At 41.3% G+C, this 20902-nt stretch carries 15 protein-coding genes and 1 pseudogene; 7 read left to right on the top strand and 9 right to left on the bottom strand.

Features of this window, described 5'->3' with window-relative positions; genetic code table 11:
• Positions 1-176: 176 nt before the first annotated feature.
• Complete coding sequence (locus tag WA1_RS09625; RefSeq protein ID WP_017743785.1) at positions 177-1127, bottom strand: cyclase family protein; 951 nt, start codon at positions 1125-1127, stop codon at positions 177-179.
• 132 nt (positions 1128-1259) lie between these two features.
• Here WA1_RS09625 and WA1_RS09620 point away from each other — a divergent pair, with 132 nt between their 5' ends.
• Positions 1260-1706 carry a hypothetical protein gene (locus WA1_RS09620; protein WP_017743784.1) on the top strand — a complete coding sequence of 149 codons (447 nt, stop codon included), beginning with the start codon at positions 1260-1262 and terminating at the stop codon, positions 1704-1706.
• Between the two features lie 267 nt (positions 1707-1973).
• Here WA1_RS09620 and WA1_RS09615 read toward each other — a convergent pair whose 3' ends face one another.
• The 6 genes from WA1_RS09615 to WA1_RS09595 form a co-directional block, all read right to left on the bottom strand.
• Entirely contained in the window at positions 1974-3104 is a 1131-nt protein-coding gene (locus tag WA1_RS09615) for a hybrid sensor histidine kinase/response regulator (protein WP_017743783.1), read from the bottom strand.
• A gap of 88 nt (positions 3105-3192) precedes the next feature.
• Complete coding sequence (locus WA1_RS09610; protein ID WP_017743782.1) at positions 3193-6090, bottom strand: PAS domain S-box protein; 2898 nt, start codon at positions 6088-6090, stop codon at positions 3193-3195.
• Positions 6091-6099: 9 nt separating this feature from the next.
• The gene (locus tag WA1_RS09605; RefSeq protein ID WP_051077052.1) at positions 6100-6585 is read right to left on the bottom strand and encodes a response regulator; all 486 of its coding nucleotides are present in this window, start codon (positions 6583-6585) and stop codon (positions 6100-6102) included.
• 8 nt (positions 6586-6593) lie between these two features.
• Complete coding sequence (locus WA1_RS09600) at positions 6594-8474, bottom strand: ATP-binding protein (protein ID WP_336389799.1); 1881 nt, start codon at positions 8472-8474, stop codon at positions 6594-6596.
• Positions 8475-8723: 249 nt separating this feature from the next.
• Positions 8724-8912 carry a hypothetical protein gene (locus WA1_RS61300; RefSeq protein ID WP_017743779.1) on the bottom strand — a complete coding sequence of 63 codons (189 nt, stop codon included), beginning with the start codon at positions 8910-8912 and terminating at the stop codon, positions 8724-8726.
• A gap of 610 nt (positions 8913-9522) precedes the next feature.
• Complete coding sequence (locus tag WA1_RS09595) at positions 9523-11256, bottom strand: glycosyltransferase family 39 protein (RefSeq protein ID WP_017743778.1); 1734 nt, start codon at positions 11254-11256, stop codon at positions 9523-9525.
• A gap of 127 nt (positions 11257-11383) precedes the next feature.
• Between WA1_RS09595 and WA1_RS09590 the strand changes: the two genes are divergently transcribed.
• The 6 genes from WA1_RS09590 (at position 11384) to WA1_RS09565 (ending at position 16977) form a co-directional block, all read left to right on the top strand.
• Positions 11384-13774: an ATP-dependent helicase gene (locus WA1_RS09590; RefSeq protein WP_026134690.1), complete on the top strand. Its 2391-nt coding sequence runs from the start codon at positions 11384-11386 to the stop codon at positions 13772-13774.
• A gap of 213 nt (positions 13775-13987) precedes the next feature.
• Complete coding sequence (locus tag WA1_RS09585; RefSeq protein ID WP_017743776.1) at positions 13988-14761, top strand: hypothetical protein; 774 nt, start codon at positions 13988-13990, stop codon at positions 14759-14761.
• A 37-nt stretch (positions 14762-14798) separates the two neighbouring features.
• The gene (gene rpmI, locus WA1_RS09580; protein ID WP_017743775.1) at positions 14799-14996 is read left to right on the top strand and encodes a 50S ribosomal protein L35; all 198 of its coding nucleotides are present in this window, start codon (positions 14799-14801) and stop codon (positions 14994-14996) included.
• A gap of 21 nt (positions 14997-15017) precedes the next feature.
• On the top strand, positions 15018-15374 hold the full coding sequence (gene rplT / locus WA1_RS09575) for a 50S ribosomal protein L20 (RefSeq protein WP_017743774.1): 357 nt from the start codon (positions 15018-15020) through the stop codon (positions 15372-15374).
• Between the two features lie 12 nt (positions 15375-15386).
• A complete protein-coding gene (locus WA1_RS09570; protein WP_017743773.1) occupies positions 15387-16205 on the top strand; it encodes a transporter substrate-binding domain-containing protein in 819 nt (272 codons plus the stop codon).
• 37 nt (positions 16206-16242) lie between these two features.
• The gene (locus WA1_RS09565; protein ID WP_017743772.1) at positions 16243-16977 is read left to right on the top strand and encodes a DUF1995 family protein; all 735 of its coding nucleotides are present in this window, start codon (positions 16243-16245) and stop codon (positions 16975-16977) included.
• Between the two features lie 90 nt (positions 16978-17067).
• Here the strand turns inward: WA1_RS09565 and WA1_RS09560 are convergent, their stop codons facing one another.
• Positions 17068-20016 (bottom strand): zinc-dependent metalloprotease, encoded by a 2949-nt coding sequence (locus tag WA1_RS09560; protein ID WP_017743771.1) that lies wholly within the window; start codon positions 20014-20016, stop codon positions 17068-17070.
• Positions 20017-20489: 473 nt separating this feature from the next.
• Positions 20490-20774: pseudogene (locus WA1_RS09555) on the bottom strand (MarC family protein); the annotation flags it as partial.
• Positions 20775-20902: the final 128 nt, after the last annotated feature.

Here is a 20902-nt window from a genome sequence, read left to right as displayed (position 1 = left end):
GATCGCTTCACGAAAAAGACGGTAAAGTAATTATCTACACTAGTTTTCAATGTGGTTATCCTTTCTGAAATAACTTATATAATCAATACTGAAATTATCATTCCATCAGGTGTTTGGGACGAAATTGTCGAAGCAGGAAAAACTGATACGGCATCACGACAATTACTGAGACTTACTTATGACCGAGTTGGTTTAAGAACTCCATTAGCATCGCGCTGAAGTCGATAGGGTTGTTTTGGCAAAGGAGCACCAGGAGCTTCTGCGATCGATAAACCATAAGACCAATTAGATGGACAAATAGCAATATAACGAGCAAATCCCCCTGTACCTCCCTCTGGTTTGGCAAAACCGATAGCAACCAGAGCGCCAGTTTCCGGAACTCGATCAAGATTGGCAACCCCTTCTGCTTGAGTATAGTGATTGCGTAGCAGCCACGCTTCCCCTTCCAAAGTTGGTGTTGTGTCCGTGTCTAGAGGTTCGTGACCGTGAAATAAAATGTTGCGCTTTAAGTGCAAAAACTTGAGAGCATCCAGAGTGATTCCAGGAAACGGCTTTTGATTAAATCGTGCAACATCAGACCATTTTTTATACCAGTCGGAACGAATCATCACCACTGAACCCTCCGGGATGATGCCGTGTTTTTTTTCCCAAGTAAGAATATCCTCAACAGTTGCATGATAGCCCGGTTCTACTTCCACTTTTTTATGAATATCAACGACAACCAACGGTCTAACAGCATAGGTAGGAGGGAGATCGCTGATAGTTGCACCGTACTCATTCCAGTGAGCAGGGGGGTCGAGTTGCGTTCCATATTGGTCAGTAGGAAATTCGTATGCAGTAGCAATAAAACCATGCCTTTTGTAAGTATACTCCTGTCCTGTTTGGATGTAGTTTGGTATGTCTGTTCCAGCTACAGTTGGTTTGAACTGAGCTTTTTGAAAGCCAGACCATACAGGGATAGTTGGATTAAATGCATGAGTGAGATCGACGTATTTCGCAGTCTTTAGGGTATTTTTATAGATGTTCCAAAGCGTTGGTGTTTGAGATGTAGCTTGATGAATTGGAACAGATATTAAAAACATAAGTACAGCAACGATAGCGAAAATGGTTAAAAATGTTTTTTTCATTGTCTTTTTATTGTTTTCACATAACAAACATTATGTAACATTCATTTGATGAAATGGAATAAGACGAGAATTGTTCGCAAAAATTCTCTATACTAAAGGGGAAACATAGCGATAAGAGGAGTGCGTGACGACATGGTTCTATTGGATCACTTTCATCCTCCTCTGAGTATGCGTCGCCATTGGCACGCCTTTCACAATGCTTGGGCAACCTATATCTCCTCAGATTTAAACCAGCGCCTTCCACAAGGCTATTTTGCAGAACCAAATGTACAGTTTGGTATTGAAATTGATGTTGCCACTTTTGAAGAATTGGGAAATGGTGAAGTTGATTTACCACGTGAAACTCAATCTCAATGGAAACCGCCAACACCATCGCAAACTATATCTTTTCAGCCTACTACTGAAGCAGTTGAAATTAGCATTTTTAACATTAACGAAGGAAGAAGGAAGAGGGAAGAGGGAAGAAGTATCCCCATCAATAAATTGAGGGGATTTGAAATGGCAAGAACAAAATCTTACTTTTCCATCAATAAATTGAGGCGGACGAGCGTTTGTATAGCCGCGATTTCAATCGCTTAGTTTGTATAGCCGCTTGGGTGTTTGTTCCAAATTGGGATGCTCCCTCGCGTTTTACCTTGGTTCTCCCTAACCCTCTCATCTATGTACGGGCGGGGACGCCCGTACCACAAGAACATAGTGTGGTTCTAGACTTTGGAAACTGCTGTAAATATTTCTTTAAGATGTAGCTCTTGTGGGGTGGGCATCCTGCCCGCCCACGTTATGCAAATAAAAGCAATTATGTGAAGAAATATAAAAATTTTTAAATATGGGTTGACATAGTTCAGCTTATTCCCGATCTTTCCCCTTAACTGGTAGCTTAATAACAAAAGTCGTACCCTGACCGACAAAACTTTCAAAATTAATTGAACCCTCGTGCATATCAACACACTGCTTCACAATTGCCAATCCTAATCCCGTACCGGGAATCTTACCTACGTTCTCTGCTCGTTGAAATGGTTCAAATAGGTTTGCTTGGGCTTCTGGTGGAATTCCAATTCCTCGATCTCGTACCTCAAAACAAATGTTGTTGTCTTCCCAGTACAAGGTGAGTAATACTTCACCACCTTGTATGGAGTATTTAATAGCATTGGAAAGCAGATTGTTCAGTAAGTGCCAGAGGAGTTTTTCATCAAGATAAGCAGTCCGTTGATCGCCTTTAACCAAAAAGTTTATGGTGTACTCCTCTCCTACTGTCATTTGCAAAGCTTCAACCTGTTCCCTACAAAAGGAAACTACATCCATAGAAACTGGTTCGTAGTGAATTTTTCCAGTTTCAGCTTGCCCCAATGTTAATATATCCTCTAACAAATACATTAAGTCCTCTGTAGCAGATTGAATGCGACTGAGTTGGCTTTGTTTTTTTTCTTCCGGCATTTGGTCGCCATAGTGTTTGAGTATTTCCGCACCAAGCCTAATTGTTGTTAAGGGATTGCGAAACTCATGGGCTGCCATATAAAGATATTGAGATTTCTGTTGGGATTGGGATTGGGCAACCTGTTTATCTGCTTGAGCGTTGAACAATGCTTTTTGTACCTCAAATTCTGCTTGATGGCGGGAGACAGCAATCTCAATAGTAGTAGATAAGATTTTTTCGTCAAATGGTTTTAAAATATATCCAAAAGGTTGCGTGGCTTTTACTCTTTCTAAAGTGGCTCGATCTGCATTGGCAGTTAGATAGACAACAGGTATGTTAAAACGAGATTGAATTTGTTCGGAAGCTTCAACTCCGTCCATTTCCCCTGCAAGTCGAATATCCATTAATACTAAATCGGGTTGCAGCGATTCGACCATTACAATAGCTTCTTCTCCTGTTGCAACCATAGTCGGCACAATATATCCTAGATATTCTAGTGTTTCTCTAAGATCGTCAGCAACAAGTTGTTCATCTTCAACAATTAGGATTTTGATTGGGTTCATAGTTGTTAATTGTTGGTTGTTAGTTGTTAGTTGTTAGTTGTTAGTTGTTGGTTGTTGGTTGTTATTAGCAGCCACTAATCACTAACCACTAACGAGAAAAAGTGATAGAAAAAGCAGTACCATGATTGCGATCTAGAGTTAGAGTACCCTTGAGTTGCCTGGTTAAGTTATGCACAATCCTTAAGCCTAAAGAATTAGTATTGCTCCAATCTAAGGACTCTGGAATACCAATACCAGTATCACTGACTGTTAATGTAATGGTATTGTCTGTGCTTGATACCAGACAAATCGCAATCTCACCACGTCTTCCTTTGGGGAAAGCATATTTGAGAGAGTTGGAAACCAGCTCGTTGATGAGTAGCCCACAAGGTATGGCAGTATCAAGGTTGAGCTTGATACCACCAGTTTCTATTTTGAGTACGATCGCCTTTTGACTGATGCCGTAACATCGGAATAAGTTATCTGTTAAACTCCGAATGTATTCGCCAAAATCAATTTGCGAAATTTCTGGCGATTGGTAAAGATGTTCGTGAATGAGTGCCATTGATTGTACCCGATTTTGAGACTCTTGGAATAACATCATGGTTGATTCATCCCGCGCACGTCTCGATTGCATTCGCAGTAAGCTAGAAATAATTTGCAGGTTATTTTTCACTCGGTGGTGAATTTCTTTTAACAAAGTTTCTTTTTCTTCTAGCGAATGTTCTAGTTGGTCTACTGCTTGCTTGCGATCGCTAATATCCGTCACCCGTACTAAATTTCTTACAGTACCTGCAACATTGATTTGTTTAACAGCTAAATTTCCCCAAAATGAGTTTCCTTTAAGAGTTATATATTCAATTTCTCGACTCCAAAATCCTTTTGCTTTCACTTCTTCTGTTAGCTTTTCTAATTCTTGAAATGTCAATGGATAATGTTGTAATGTATGATTGTCATCATTAATAAGTGCTTGCTTATTAGATGCTTCAAATAACTTAATAGCACGACGATTGCAATCAATGATTCTGCGAGTATCCTCATCAACAATAAAAATAGCATCAGCCGATTCATTGAAGATGGCTTCTCGGAGATCGCGATTGCGAAGAAGTTCTAACTCCGCTTGTTTGCGTTCGGTAATGTCTTCAGCAAGACCTACAATGCGTTGAGTTACACCTGCTGAATCTCGAACCAAAAAGCTTTGAGCACGAAGCCATCGGATATCTCCATCATCTCGAATAATGCGATATTCTTGCTTAAATCCTTCAATATATTTATACTGATCGAGTGATAATATGACGTTGTCTTTGTCTTCAGGATGGACAAGATTTAACCAAGACAAAGAGTTTTGATATATGCTCGAGCAAGATTTACCCCAAATCTCCTCGTATGCTGGGCTAATATAAATCGTTTCGCTCAGATCGTGGTTAAAGATGAAGAAAACTTCGCGAATCTTTTCTGCGAGTTGGCGAAACTTCTCTTCACTTCGTCGCAATTCATTTTCTACCCGTTGGCGTTCACCAATTTCACTTCTGAGGTTAAGATTGGCTTGCTCTAAGTCCTGAGTACGTTGTTGAACTCTTGCTTCTAACTCTTCATTGAGATCGCACAAGGCTTCCTCTGCTTGCTTGCGTTCTGTGATATCTCGCCCTTCTGGAAGTAACAAAACGACTTTCCCCATCTCGTTAAAAATGGGTTTGATGGAAAAATCAATAGTCCTTTGCACGCCTTGTGCATTGGGTAATGTGACTTCGTATCGCACAAAATTGCCGACAGAGGCTTGAGCGATCGCTTTTTGCAAACTATCATGTACAGTAGGTGATATCTTGTAACAGGATAATTCCCAAAAAAACAGCCCTCTAAGTTCATCACTTTCAGCACCAAAAAACTCCAACGATGCTTGGTTGAGTTCCAAGATTGCTCCTTTTGGAGTTAACAACCCTATCAATTGAAAAGTTTGCTCAAAAATTGCACGGAATTTCCGCTCGCTTTGCTGCAATTCAGCTGTTCGTTCCTCGACTTTAGCTTCTAGTTGTGCGTTCAGGCTTTGCAAGTTTTCGTAAAGTTCCGCCTGTTGAATTGCGATCGCTAACTGTACTGAGAGTTGCTCTAGCAAATCCATTTCCCATTGTTGCCATTGACGCGGATTGCCACATTGATGAGCAACGAGCAAACCCCAAACAGGAGGTTCATTTCTGAGCAAACAGCGATCAGCTTCTACAGGTTGAATGCCTGAGAAAATTGGGACATAAAGATTTGCTCGGACTTGATAGTGTTCTAAAAGTTCAACATAACAGTCAGATAATGCAGCTTGACGTGTATCGTTAACTGCTCCGGCGCGACTGCGGTGATAACTTCCTCTCACACCCTGAAAGCAATTATCTTCAAACCTGACATTCAAGCAACTCTTCCAACCAGGTACAACAGATTCTGCCACAATTGTACCGCTCTTATCAGGGTGAAACTGGTAAACTATAACTCGGTCAGCTTTAAGAAAATCTCGGATTTCTTCAACTGCCGTATTGAGAACAATTTCTAAACTCAAGGATAAACGAATGCGGAGAGCGATCGCAGCTATCAAACGTTGCTGCTCTTGCTGTTGCTCTACCTGCTGCATGAGCCTCACTCGCTCCATCACGGTATAGCTAGCACGGTAGAAAGTATCATCAGTCAGTTTACCTTTAACTAAATAATCCTGTGCGCCACTTTTCATTGCCTGCACGGCAACACTTTCATCTCCTTGCCCTGTTAACATAATGACAGGCAAACGATTTTTATCAGTGGAAAGTTTTAATTCCTCAAGAAACTCCAGCCCAGTCGCATCTGGTAGCATGAAGTCTACTAGGATTAGATCTGGTATGCAAGACTTGCAAGACTCAATTGCTTCTGCTGCCAATTCAAATTCTAAGATTTTATAAGTATACCGGGTGTCGCGTTCTAGGAAGCGACGATAAACCATGCGGTCTTCTTCACAATCATCAATGATAAAAATGGTGCGTTGGCTGTCCATGTGTGATGTTTATTGCTGTATGGAATTGGGAAGAACAACGGTATTAAACCAGTAGTCTAAAAAATTCCGAATGGTTTTTCTCAAAGCTTCCACACCAATAGGTTTGAGCATATAGCAATTCACACCATACTGATAGCAAGCTTCAATATCTTTGGGACTAGAAGATGTAGTTAGTGCAATAACAGGAAGACTTTTGAGCAAACGATCCTGTTTGATTTTTTCAATGACTTCTCGCCCATCTGTTCCCGGTAAATTTAGGTCTACCAAAACAAGTGATGGACGAGGCGATATGGTGGGATTGGCATACTCCCCTTGGCGGTGAAGATAGTCTAATGCATCATCACCATTGCAAGCGCGATACAGCGAGCAGACAAAAGATGCGTCTCGAAGCGCACGGGTTAATGCTGTAAAGTCCTCATCGCTATCTTCGACTACCAAAATGACATAGTTATGGTGGTCGGTATTAAGAGATAATTGAGCCAACGATCTTTCCATAATTATGTTCATTTTGGCAACGTGAAGTAGAAAGTACTACCTTGACTTTCAGTAGATTCGACCCAGATTTTTCCATCGTGTCGTTCGATGATTTTCTTAACAATAGTTAAACCCGCCCCTGTCCCACCGCCATACTTACCGGGAGCATGAAGTCGTTTAAAAATCCGAAAGATGGTTTCTAGATGTTTTTCACGAATGCCAATGCCATTATCCTTTACGTAAAACGTCCACACAGGAGTTTTTTGTTCGTCAACTGAATCTAAATTTCCCAACTCTACCCATTTGTCAGGGTGATCGTTATATTTGAAGCCATTCCCAATCAAATTTATTAAGACTTCTTCAAGTAGAATGCGATCGCCCTTAATTATAGGCAAAGGTTTGGGAATTCGGATGTTAATATGACTATTCCCCAAACTCATGCGAAATATTTCCGAGACATTCTGCACCAGATCGTTAAAATCGATTGGTTCCAATTTCAATTCCTGTCGTCCCAAACGGGAAAAGTGCAGTAGAGAATTAATCAAATCCTCCATCCGCTTTGTTAAACGCACTAACGTTTCTAGTTTTGAGACTCCCTCCTCATCTAAAATCTTGGCATAGTCTTCTAGTAAAAATGTGGAGTAATTGTGAATACCTCGTAATGGTTCTTTAAGATCGTGAGAAGCAATATAGGAAAAAGCATCTAACTCATTGTTGCTGCGTTCTAACTCCAAGTTAATTGCGGCTAATTCATCGGCTTTACGCAGCACAATCCCTACAATCGCACTCCTCAACTCAATTGCTCCATCAATTTCATAAGATTGCCAAGGTAAAGATGTTCCGTTTACCTGTTCTTGCCATAACTCAAAGGACTTACGCGGACAAAGAGTTAAACTGCCATCAGGTGCTACAGTATTAACTGGTTGCGGATTTCCTGCCCAATTCACATATTGCAATCTTTCCGGGCGGAACCATAAGACATAGTTATTACGAATCCTAGCGATCGAAAGAGCTAACAATCCACTAGCAACCTCTTTAAAGTCCATCGCCTTTGGATAAAACTTTGATAAAGAGTCAGTCACAAAAAGGTAGTTCTGAAATTTGCCACCCAACCAAGACATCAAGTCATGAATAGCTGCTTCACTTGGTGTTTTACCAATAAGTGTCAAATGACTATCAGCACAGACAACCACTCCCTCTGCATTCACAAGCTTCAGCAAACTGACACGATCTTGGAATAGAGCCTCAGCAAAATCTTGTGATTGAGCCACTTTATCTATAAATTTTGTTTGGCTGAACTTTAACTGCAATTTGTATTCTAAATTTTCATTTTCTTCTTTAGAAACAAGTTCTAAAGACATTACCTTTCCCAAAAACTCACAAGCTGTTCTAATTTCATAGGAGACAAATCGAGGCTTTTGATGGTGGCATGCGACTAAGCCCCATAATTTCCCGTCTTTCACCAGTGAAATTGACATGCTCGCCCCAACTTCCATATTTTTCAGATACTGAATGTGGCAGGTTGAAACGCTTCTCAACACACTGTAGGTTAAATCAAGGGGATTTTGGATTTTGGATTTTGGGTTTTGGATTGAAGATTGGGGATTGGAGATTGGGGATGAGGGGGAATTTTGGTTTTTGGAGATAATAGTTACAGGTTGGTAGTTAACATCTGCAATGAGACGAAGGGGATTAAGGATATACAAATGTCTAGCATGAGCAGGTATATCAAAATCTGGATATCGCAAACCAAGATATGGTTCTAGCTGTTCCGATCTATCTTCAGCAATCACTTCCCCACAACTGTTCTCATCAAACCGATAAACCATAACTCGGTCAAAACCTGTCATTTTCCTGATTTCTTTGACAATCACACCACTCAACTCACTCAGGTTTGAGACTCGTTGCATCTGAGTTAGTGCGTTTCGTGTCAAAGAGTAAAAATCAGAGAACCCGTTAGTCCCTTCACAACTACGAGGTTCTAACTCCAGAATTAAATAGTTTTGTGGCGAGCGATGAATAACACCATTAAACAAACACGTCTTTCCATGACTGGAAACTGATAGTTTTAAAGGATTAATATTTTCAAACTTTCCTTGAAGACATCCTTCAATTGCAGCTATTTGTTCTGGTTCTAAAAGTACGGATAAATTCTGTCCTCAATACTTTTCTGAAGGCAAGCCTAGCAATTTATCCGTATTATCACTTATGTGAATGATTTCCAAATTGGGTTCGGACAACACTAAGAATAGACCGTGAGGTTGGATAGAACCAGGGCTGTGAAGTGGTTTGCGATCGTAATTAGTTAACTGGATATTATGAACAGGAATAAAATTTTGTATATTCATTGATATGTTCTTTTGTTATGAAATGATAATTCTTGTAAAAATGCATTTTAAAAGAGATAATCTCTATTATTAAGAATGGTTCTTAATATGTATCTATTTAAAAAAAATGGCTAGTTTTAGTATACTTTTTTCAACTATTTTCAGCATTTTCTTTACCTATCTTAAAAAATGGCTTTTGTTATCTGCTCATTTTCGATCTAACTGATTTTGTAAACAGCTACTTCATTATAGTAATTTTAAATTTAGTATAAATATATACTATTAACACATTTTTTACAACGTAGATTCTACGTATTTATTTATTGCGCTTTTAGTAGAACAGCCGTACTTCACTGTCAATACTACTCGGATAAGCGGAAATTAGAACCCCGGTAACTCCTGCGAAACCGGGGTTCTCCCTTGCAGTATTGCATTCACTGTAATATTTGGTCTTTTCTCTTGAAGGGATATTTGCGACAATCTCGCCATCAAGTTTAGAAGATTTTTGGGAAGCGCCTGAACGAATAGAATTCGAGGATATACAATCAAAACCCGCCTACGCGCTGTTCGTTCGCTTATTCAATTCCCTTCCATCGTTCATGATGACTGGTCACTGGTCACTGGTCACTGGTCACTGATTACAACGATACAATTGATAGGGAATACCAATACGATAGTGCTCATTAGAATCTATTGTGCAACTGATTTGAGGGGAAATCGCCACGTGATGAAGATAATCTATCCGTTTTCGTCCCGGTCCGATAATCCAAAGATTAAGCTTATCTACTTCTAATGCGGGAAGTTGAGAAAGTTTTTGCCACACAGAGGTAAAAGCGAGTGACTGCTTGAAAAAGGCAAAGTAGGATTTAGGACATTGGTCACCGGAGCTTGAGCATTGAAGTGGAGTTATTTTTTCCGTTTTTTCATTCCTAAGGGGTTCAAGTGCCAAAGCAAAGCTTAACCCTAAGGCAATATCTTGGTAATTTCTATATGCCATAACAACCATGAGTGAAGTAGAGGGGTCTTGATTCATATTCTTTGCTACTTGTTCGGGCTGAAAAGGTTTTTGAAAAACGAAGTTGGAAACAACGAAAATACTACAGATAATACCGACAAGAAAACAAATTAAGGGTGAAGAAAGAGTAATCTTATTTTTTTGAATTCTTGTTTTTTGTTCATATTTCTCTTTTTGAGCAAGACTTGCAGCTATTAAAGCACACCAACTGGGATAGTAAACAAAGCTATACCTTGGAACGTTGGTAATATCTTTTCCTAAGAAATAGGCAATAACAAAAAATTCTAATAATACGCAACCACAGAAAGTTAACAAAACTAATGTGCTTGTTTGCGTTGATGGTGTATACCATAGTTGTCGAAAACCTTTGAAGAGTTGCCAACTTATCCAAAACGTGAAAGATAGCATGAGCAACCCAGATATCAATAAAATTGGGAGGGGCTGATTTTCAACTGGTAAAGCAATGACCATCAATACCCAATTGATGAGAGTTTGAAACAGAGGTGCAATATTTTGGGGAGGTTCTATCCAGTCAGTTTCAGCACGACCAAAATGATAAAGCACGATCGCTAACCAGGGTAAAAAACTTATTGCCACTCCAGTAGAATAGAGCAGGATTGCTAACCAGGTTTGGCGTTGATTGACTATCTTTTTTCTGCGCCAATACATTAACAACAGTAGCGTTACAATTTGGGCAACAAAGGCAAGAGCAAAAAAGTAATGTACGTAAAGACCGATGACGTTCACAATTGCCCACCCAGTCCAAACAACAAACCGGATTGTCTGACGCTTTTCCATATCCTTTTGAATTTGTACCAGCCCCAGTAAAGCTAAAGTGATGAGGAACATGGGTAAGGTGTAGTGACGTGCTTCTTGGGAAAGGTAGACAGCAAAGGGAGAAACAGCCATCAATGCAGCTGCGACTAATCCAGCAAATGGAGAAAAGGCGATCCGATTTACGTAATATATAGTGACAATAGCACCAACACCAAATAATGCAGATGGCGATCGCAATTTTGCCACCCACTCTTCTCCCAACGGAGCGAGCCAACTTAACCAGGTATACATTCCACAGAAAAAAAGTGGTGGATGCGTAGATTGGGTAGCGACAGTTTTGGTAATTTGAAAACAATTTCTCCCCGTTTGAAAGGTAAACATTTCCTGCAAACTTTGAAGCGGAAACACTTTATCTAAAGGAAAACCATTGTAATTCTTCCCCAAGCTAAAGATAGCAGTGATGACTTCATCCATCCACAGAGGTTTTAAATCCAAATGCCAAAAGCGCAAGATAGCACCCAAAAATATTACCGCAGTCAAAAACAGATAATGTAGGAATTTACGATTTATCATAATTAGATATAACCAGTGACCAGTGACCAGTGACCAGTGACCAGTGACCAGTGACCAGTGACCACTAACAATTAACAACTAACAACTAACAACTAACAACTAACAAGACACTCAATTGACAGATACTGTGCCGCAAGAATCTAACTTTAAAGAAGTATATGCTGAAAAGCCTGTGTCTTCCCTACGGGAGACAGCCATAACACGTATTCGTAACAGCCTTCGTCCCGGACAGCAACAAATGGCTGACTGGAGATCGGGTCCATTGGCGATTTCAGCAGTTCCTGGTGCTGGTAAATCAACGGGGATGGCTGCTGCAGCTGCGATCGCTATTGCGCGTCAGTACGAACGTTCTGCGGAATTACGCAAAAAATCTCGCAATCAACTGATTGTTGTGACCTTTACTCGCTCGGCGGCGGCAAATATTAAAGCTAAAATTCGTGAATACTTACGTAAAGATTTATCTCTACCGCAAACAGGCTTTGTTGTACATACACTCCACGGTCTTGCACTCAACATTGCCAGTCGCTATCCAGATTTATCCGGGTTGCAGTTAGAAAATGTCACTTTAATCACTCCAAACCAAAGTCACCGTTTTATCCGTACTGCTGTAGAGCAATGGATTTCTAACCATCCAGGACAGTATTCCCGCTTACTAGAAGGTACGCAATTTGACGGTGAAGAAACAGAAAGACTGCGGCGTCAGTCAGTATTGCGGACAGAAGTGCTACCGGATTTAGCAATGACTGCGATTCATGAGGCAAAAAGTTCTGGTTTGTTACCAGAAGATTTACACAAGTTAAGCAACAAGACAGCAGATGAATATGGAATTTTAAGCATTGCTGCTGGGTTATACGAGCAATATCAAAATTTAATGCGTTCTCGTGACTTTATTGATTACGATGATATGATTTTAGCTGCCTTGCGCGTTTTAGAAAACGAAAGCGCCCGCAAGCTAGAGCAAAATCAAGTTTTTGCAGTTTTTGAAGACGAAGCCCAAGATTCTAGCCCTTTGCAAACGCAACTTTTAACGATTCTTGCAGCTGACCCTAACAATCCCAATCAACCACCAAATCTCATCCGTGTTGGCGATCCTAACCAAGCCATTAACTCGACATTTACCCCAGCCGACCCCATTTATTTTCGGCAATTTTGCGAGGAGTGCAGCTTGCAAGAACGACTCGCAACAATGAATCAAGCTGGTCGCAGTAGCACAATTATTATTGAAGCGGCTAATTTTGTCCTGCAATGGGTGAATAGTCATTCGTCAGTTAATCATGACCAAGGACAAATAACAAATGACCACGAACAAATAACAAATGACAAAAGGCAATTGCCCTTTCGCCATCAAATCATTCATCCAGTCAACCCTGACGATCCCCAACCCAATGCCAATCCAGAACGCATCGGTAAAGGACTAGAAATTCATACTCCTCGCGATATTCATCATACAGTTGAGTTGTTATCCGACAGAATTGTTGAGTTATTTTCTCAAGACCCAATGAGTGCGAGTGCAGCCATTTTAGTGCGGGAAAATCGTCAGGGACGATGGCTCGCAGAAGCGTTGGCTCCTATCTGCAAACTCTACAAAATTACACTTTATGATGTTGGCGAACAGGAACGCCGTTCTCACGTACCAGTAGAAATTCTTGCCCTGCTGCAATTTTGCGATCGCCCTCATTCTCCAGACTACCTGAAAGCAGCACTAGAAGTCTTCGTTCAGAGGCGGCTGATTGAAACACAAGACTTAAATGCTCTTGCAACTTTACCCGAAGAATTTTTGTATCCCGGTCCGTTAGCTGCACCCCAATCAGAATCCGTGCAAAAAGCTGCACGTCTGTGTCGCAGTTTACTTAGAGCGCGTTTAGAGCTGCCTTTGTATCATCTGATTTCCTTTTTCGCTCTAGCACTTAATTATGACCAAGCAGAACTAGCAACGGCTGATAAATTAGCAGAAAGAATTAACCAACAAATCGCCGGTTATGCTTCCATGGGTACGATGCTAAACGCACTGAGTGAAATCGTCAGTTCCGAACGGTTTGAACCTGTGGAAACAGAAGATTCAGAAGCTCGCTACACCCGTCGCGGTCAACTGACAATTATAACCATGCACAAAGCCAAAGGGTTAGATTGGGATTACGTTTTTACCCCTTTTCTGCATGAAAACTTGATTCCAGGAAGATTTTGGGTTCCGCCTCAAAGCCAATTTTTAGGAGACTTTACCCTATCAGAGGTAGCTCGCGCTCAAATTCGTGCGACTCTCCACGATGAATCTACTTTACCTGATGTTACAACGGCTTGGGAGCAAGCCAAACACTTAAAAACTGCTGAGGAGTACCGCTTGCTTTATGTTGCTATGACACGGGCAAAGCGGTTGTTATGGATGTCTGCATCAAAAAAAGCCCCCTTTACCTGGAGTAAACCGGAGAATTTACAAGACCAAGCACCTTGTCCCGTATTTCCAGCATTGAAACGTCAATTTCGCGATAGCGTCATATCAATGGCAACAATACCCAAATGAACACGTCTAGTTGTAGAGGGAGCATCCCGTTTTGGCAAATCCTCAGAATAGAATTCTGGGGCTACACAAACAAAGTCCACCTACGTGGACTTCGTATTCAGTCCTTGTATTGCGGACGAGCGCTTGTATAGCCGCGATTACGAACATCGCGGGCGTGTTTTTTCCAAATTGGGGTGCTCCCGTTATAGATGTCTTTAAAACACTTTTAACAACATGAAATTTTCATTGAATAATCAATTTTCTTCCTTTCATCGTTTCTTTCAAGTTCCTAAAGATGCTGTTTTGACCCTTGTGTTAACCAGTTTGCTCTCTTGGGGATTCAGTGGGAGTCACTCTACAGCCTTTGCGATCGCACAACAAGTCAGTCGTCGCGATGGTAGTAGCGCTCAGTTAACCCAAAATACTAACCAGCAGTCCAAGGTTTTACCAAAACGGATTGCAATAACTATCTTGCGCGATGCCTCCAAGCGTTCTAACGTACCAATCCGCGATTTACAGATAACACAAGCGACACCAAAAACGTTTAGCAATCCGTGCGTATTTAAGTTCGGAGAGGTTTGCACAAGAGAGTTTAAACCCATCCAAGGTTGGGAAGTGAACGTACAAGTAAAGAATGATTCTTGGACTTATCACGTTGATAAATCTGGTTCGCTAGTTGTTTTAGATCCTAAAGTCAGTGCTTCTCAACCAACTACGCTGCCAAAAGCGTTAGAGGATAGTATACTGCGTGATGCCTCAAAGCGTTCTCAAATACCAGTCGCCCAATTAAAAATTACCCAAGCGACTCAAAAAACCTTTGGCAATCCTTGTGAATTCAACTTTGGAGAGGTTTGTACCAAGGAATTTAATCCTGTCAAAGGCTGGGAAGTGGTTGTGGCGGTTGGTTCCCAATCTTGGACTTACCATGTTAACGAATCTGGTTCGCAAGTTGTTTTAGATCCAAAATCCAAAATCCAAAATCCAAAATCCAAAATTCCCAATTCATAGTTTATAATTACAGATTGTGTCGAATTAACGCCAACTCATGCCGAAACTAAAAACTCGTAAAGCTGCGGCAAAAAGATTTCGCGCCACTGGTAGTGGCAAAATCGTGCGCCGTAAAGCTTTCAAAAATCACCTCTTAGAACACAAAAGTTCTAATAAAAAGCGGAAACTGTCCAAAATGGTAGTTGTCCACGAAAGCGATGCAGAAAATGTACGCGGAATGCTTCCTTATTTGTAATTAATTGGTGGAATTGAAAATATGACAAGGGTAAAACGCGGTAACGTTGCTCGCAAGCGCCGCAAAAAAATTCTCAAACTAGCTAAAGGTTTTCGCGGTTCTCACTCAACTCTGTTTAGAACTGCCAATCAGCGAGTGATGAAGGCGCTGAGGAATTCCTATCGCGATCGCAAAAAGCGCAAACGCGATTTCCGCCGCCTGTGGATTACTCGCATTAACGCGGCTGCACGCCTACACGGTATGAGCTACAGCCAGTTGATCGGCAATCTTAAAAAAGCAGATGTCCAACTCAACCGCAAAATGTTGGCGCAATTGGCAGTCCTCGATCCAGCAAGCTTCACCAAAGTAGCTGAATTAGCAACTCAAGCAAAAGGATAAAGGTAGCAGGTGATGGGTAACGGATGTAACAGATGGAAGACAATCAATCGGTTATATCCTCTGTTATCTGCTGCCATTTTTGTACTTCTAGCTTTCTGCTTTGTTTTTGCAGATGGACGATTGTCCGCATCTGCTGCAGAAATGCCAGAGATTCAACGAAGAGGCTATATTAAAATTGCTGTCAAAGATAACTTGCGTCCATTGGCATTTAAAGACGCAAGGGGTCAATTGCAGGGTTTGGAAATCGATTTAGCAAAAGCATTGACAGTAGACTTACTGGGTAAAGAAGATTCTGTTCGCCTACAGCCCGTGACAAATCAAGATCGCTTGTCAGCCGTCTTGGAAGATAAAGTTGACATCGCCATTGCTAGAGTCACAGCAACTTCTTCACGTGCTCGTTTGGTCAGTTTTAGCGTTCCTTACTACTTTGATGGCGCTGTACTCGTTACAAAAGATAATACGGTGCAGCAGTTAAGCCATCTGACAAAACGGAAAATAGCTGTTCTCGATCGCTCAAGCACAATTGCCGCAGTACGATATTATCTGCCGAGTGCTGAGTTAGTCGGAGTAGATTCTTATCAGGCAGCAATTGCTCTAGTGGAAAAAGATGCAGTTGCTGCTTTTGCTGCGGATAAGAGCGTTCTCAGTGGTTTAGTTCAACAGTATCCTCAGTATCGAATACTACCAAATAAACTATCCACAGAACCATTGTCCGTGGTGATGCCTAAAGGTTTGCAGTATGATGAATTGCGACGACGGGTGAATGCAGCGATCGCTCGCTACATCTATTCTGGTTGGCTCCAAGAACGCATCAAATACTGGGGCTTGTAATTGTAAGCTATATATTATAATCAAAAACTTATTTAATATGGCAGAACTTCCAAACAGTCTTGAAGATGCGATCGCTCAAGCCCGCGAGGCAACTAAGGCAGCACTAGCAGATGGGTACAAGCGCATACAAATTGAGTTTTTGTTTCCAGAACTCAAACCAATACCCGTAGCAGGGCAATTTCTGTCAGTTTTTGCAGAATATGGTTCCAAACTCAAGGTTTTCTTTCCCGATGCTGGCGGAGCAGCCCTTGCGAGTCGGGAGTGGACGGATGTGCCATTTAAAATTTTGGACATAGGCACTGGTAGATTGTCTTTGGAGAAAAAAATTGAGCCAGAGGACGAAATTTTCTTTCTGATTGCTCCTACTGTCGTAGAAGTAGGGGAAGTCGAAAAAATGGCTCAATTGGTTGGCGATCGCCCTATTATTATCTTGAATCCGCGCTTGGAAGATTTAGGAGCCGTGGGCATTGGTTATGCAGCGAGGCAGTTACGCGATCGCTTTATCAGTACAATTGAGAAATGCTATTATCTTCGCCCTGTAGATAATGAAACCGCAGTCTTTCGCTGTTATCCAAGTCAGTGGGAAGTCTGGTCAGAAAATAGTGGGGAGTATCAAAAGATTGCTGAACTCCCGAAAAAGCCCTCTGGAGATGAACTGGATCTTATCCTGGCTAAACAAGCTTCTGCATCTGCAACACCAGGTACACCAGTTGCGAAACAGCCCAATATGTTTAAAGGTTTGCAACGTTTCTTACGTGCGTTAAGGAATTAATTTGTTGTTAGTAGATAGTGGTTAGTGGTTAGTGGTTAATAGCTACTAACAACTAACAACCAACAACTAACAACCAACAACTAACCCCTTCTACTTTGTCTCTAACTGAGCATTTAAAGCTTTGTTAATTCTGTCACGTGTTTCTAGCAAATGAGCCTTGGTGTAATCATCATTGGAATTTGCTCCATCCAACTTTTCATTTAATTGTCGCAATTTATACCAAGCAAGCGTGCGAGCATCTTCTGGGACATTCTTCTTCCGCAATACCATACTCATTAAAAGGTCAAGATATTCTCTCTGCAAACCTCGACGCAAGCTAGATATTTTGAGGGGTTTACCGTTTGGTTTGAGCACCTCACTCCAAATTCCATTTTGTAAGGTATCAAATAGTTCTGGTAAAGTCAGTGCTTTTTCAGGTTCGCTTTTCAATTCGAGGTCTTTAAGACGGGAAAGGCGATCGCTTGAAAGCAAATCGGTTAACACGGAACCTTGCATAAATAATACCAAATCGTGAATTGGATAATCCAAGCGACCCGTTCGGGGTGTGCTTCCCCAGTGACGCCAGCGAGATGGTGCTAATTTATTCAGCAGATCTGGTGGGAAAATCAAAGCATCTTCAGCAAAGACATATTTTTGCAAAATCTCTAGTGCTTGCCGTTGCTGCTCTACAGGTACGGGTTGAAAGGGTAATTGCCCTTGGGGATTGCCTGCATGAACTCTGTAGAAAGACTGACCGCCAATGTATTTTGAAGTATAGTAAATATTCTGGACATAACTACTAAATACGGTGCCAAATCGTTCTTTGACATCACTAAAACTTTCACCTGCACTGGGGTAACTCTTGTTAAGGCGTTCCCACATTAACCGTGCATTATCTAATTGTCCCTGAGAATATGCCAGGACGTTACTGCTATTATCCCATGCATTAGAAGTTGGGTCGAGGTCTAAAACATCTTCGTCTGTGGAGTAACTTAATTCGGGTTTGTAAGATTCACTGGCAATCTTTTCTAAAAATGGCTTTTCAGCAGTTGTGGATGCAGCAGGTAGAGGCGTGTAACCGTATTGAACCACCCACTCATCATAAATACCTACCATACTGGGAAAATAATCACCCTGCTTGGTTCCTTTAGGTGCAATATTAGGTGGAATGTAGTCCATTACTGATGAGATGAGACCCTTGCTTCGGGTGAGATCGGTGTTGTTCATTTGTTCGGGAGCAAGCAAAGTACTTCCACGGAAGTTATGCCTTAACCCTAAGGTATGTCCAACTTCATGAGCAATAATAAGACGTAAATACTGATGGATATAGTTTTTTATCTGTTCGCTACTCGGAGGCGCGTCTTGTAAGAGTGACATTGCCATGGAACCAAAAGCAAACTGGTTGGCTGCTTCCATTCCGTAGCAGAGATCGAATGCGCCAGCTAATTGTGACAGGCGGTTAGTGAATCCCTCTGTTGCTTCGTTTTTGTTGGAAGTCTCATTGTTCTTAGTGTCGAAACCACTGTTGCAAAGCAGGCGTTCCTGCATCAATGATGATAGGGGAGTTCGGGCTTGTGTTTGGTTGGGTTGGACGATTTTGTGATATTCTCCCTTAAGTGCTCTTACAAAGCTGCCATCAACGAGAATATCAGCATCTAAAATTTCTCCAGTCAAGGGATTGACGCGAGATGGCCCTAAAGCAAAATAACCATCTACCGTGTTGATCCATCGAATGGTGTTGTAACGTATATCAGCAGGGTCCCAAGTCGCATCATCTGGCATCTGACGAACTTGGAGCGCATCTTTGAATCCAACTTTTTCAAAGGCTTTATTCCACATGAGGACGCCTTCTTTCACAGCATCTCGGTACTCTAGGGGAATTGCGTTGTCAATCCAAAAAACAATTGGTTTTTTAGGTGGTGAAATAGCTGCTTTGGGATCTTGTTTTTCTAGATGCCATCGGTTGATATAGCGGACGAAAGGTTCTTTGCGATCGTCATCGGACAGGTCTTGATGAGCGCTAATAAAATAACCGACTCGCTCATCTGCTAGGCGTGGGCGGTAACCGTTGTCTGGAAGTTGAGAGAAACTGTAGTGAACGCGCAAGCTAAATCCACGGCTATCTGGTAGGGAGGCATAACGGAACATGCTGCTGTCGCTACCGCTAGAACTGGAGAAATTTAAAACTGACTCAACTTCCATGTTGAGAGGGAAGGCTTTAGCATTCCCAAAATATGACTTGTCCGTGCTTGGGGAAATCCCCAAACTATAAGATAATCCTGCTAAATCTGTGAGTAGAAGTTCGCCTAAGTCTATAAGTATGGTTTTGCGCTGTGGATGGATGCTTTTGATTGGTATGGAGTAAAGAACTGAATCACTGAAAGAACGGGCGAGCGATCGCTGTTGGGGATCTCCTTCACGAGCGCGAAAATTCACATTACGAACTACAAATTGGACATTTTTATTCATCCGTTGAAAGTAAAATAAGAAGTCTTGTAAGGGCATACCACTGTAGATCCCAGCTTCACCAATACCAGATTCCAATGTTGCTGTAGCTAAGTAATTTTTACTTAATTGAGTCGGTTTAATTTCTAGATATATCTTATTCTGTTCTTTATTTCGGTATAGAGTAAACAATCCTTCGAGCTTTTCAGTATCTTTAATTACTTTGTCAAAGGCTTCAAATTCCTCCTTCGGTGCAGGTTTTGCAGTAGAGCCTGCTTTTTCACTTGTTGCTTCAGACTTATCTAAATTTTTCTGTACTTGTATAAAAGGTTGCTGTCCGACTTTCTTAGTATTATTAACAACCCAAGTAAAAGGTTGGCGTTGTGCTTGCGGTTTTTTTTGGTCAAGAACCCAGACTTGGTCTCGCTTTAGCCCCGTGCGAGAGGATGTGTCAGCATACTTTGTAGCGGATAATATATCTGTTTTTTTCACAGATAACCTATCCACCCCATCTGTTGCTTGCGTTACATCTGGTTTCTCATCCGTTGCTCTAGCAGATGACATTCCTAAAAATAAGCAATGCAACAAAACAACATAAAAGGTAAATTTTTTCATTCAATCTATCTCCAGTATTGCTCCCTATCTACTCTGTTTAATACCTACTCAACAAAGCTAATTTCGCTTCACCTGAGAGGCGATCTGGAAAAGATCCTTAGCTGCTGTACACCAGACAGTTAAATTTTTGGTGTAGTTGTTTAACTTTGTTGCTGTCTCTTACTGTAGTATTCTTCCCAATAATTGCTTCTGTCTCACATAGTAAGTATTATTCTTACATCTATCCATATTCAGTGACCAGTGACCAGTGACCAGTGACCAGTGACCAGTGACCAGAATTGGGATTTGAAGGAGTTTCAGTAGGTAGTTAGTATAAAATATAGTACTTTTTTGAAAAATAGACAAAAATTAGCAGTAAATTAACTTTTCACCCCAGTTTCGACAGCAAAAGTAGGGCGGGCGAGGACGCCCACCCCACAAGAATTAGGTTTCATAAGGTTGTGCTAGGACTTGACAACATTGATTGTGGGGACTTAAGTAAGAAACAATTCCTTGATTCCCTTACTACCAATTTCTATTGCTAGCGCCGCTAACAAGAAACCCAAAAGCTGAGTAATAATTACCTCTCCTTCTGCACCAATCCATTTATCGATCTGATTTGATAAACGTAAAATTAACCAACTCAAAAACATTGCTCCCACAATACCTGCAATTACGCTGAGGTGAGGGCTAGGAGATTCAGACATGAGTAGCATCACTGTTGTCAGAGTACCTGGTCCTGCTAGCAATGGCAAAGCTAATGGTGTAATTGCGACATCGCAATTTGACATGATAAAATAGAAGGCCAAGATAAAAGTCTTCCTCACCTACTTTTAATGGGTACTGCTCTCCAATAAAAGCAAAACCAACTCACGTTAGAGGATGTTGGTAAAGTTCTAGCGATTAG

The organism is Scytonema hofmannii PCC 7110 (genome assembly GCF_000346485.2).
Taxonomy (GTDB): Bacteria; Cyanobacteriota; Cyanobacteriia; order Cyanobacteriales; family Nostocaceae; genus Scytonema; species Scytonema hofmannii.
Note: the sequence above shows the minus strand (reverse complement) of the source record. Positions and strands in the feature narration are given on the sequence as shown.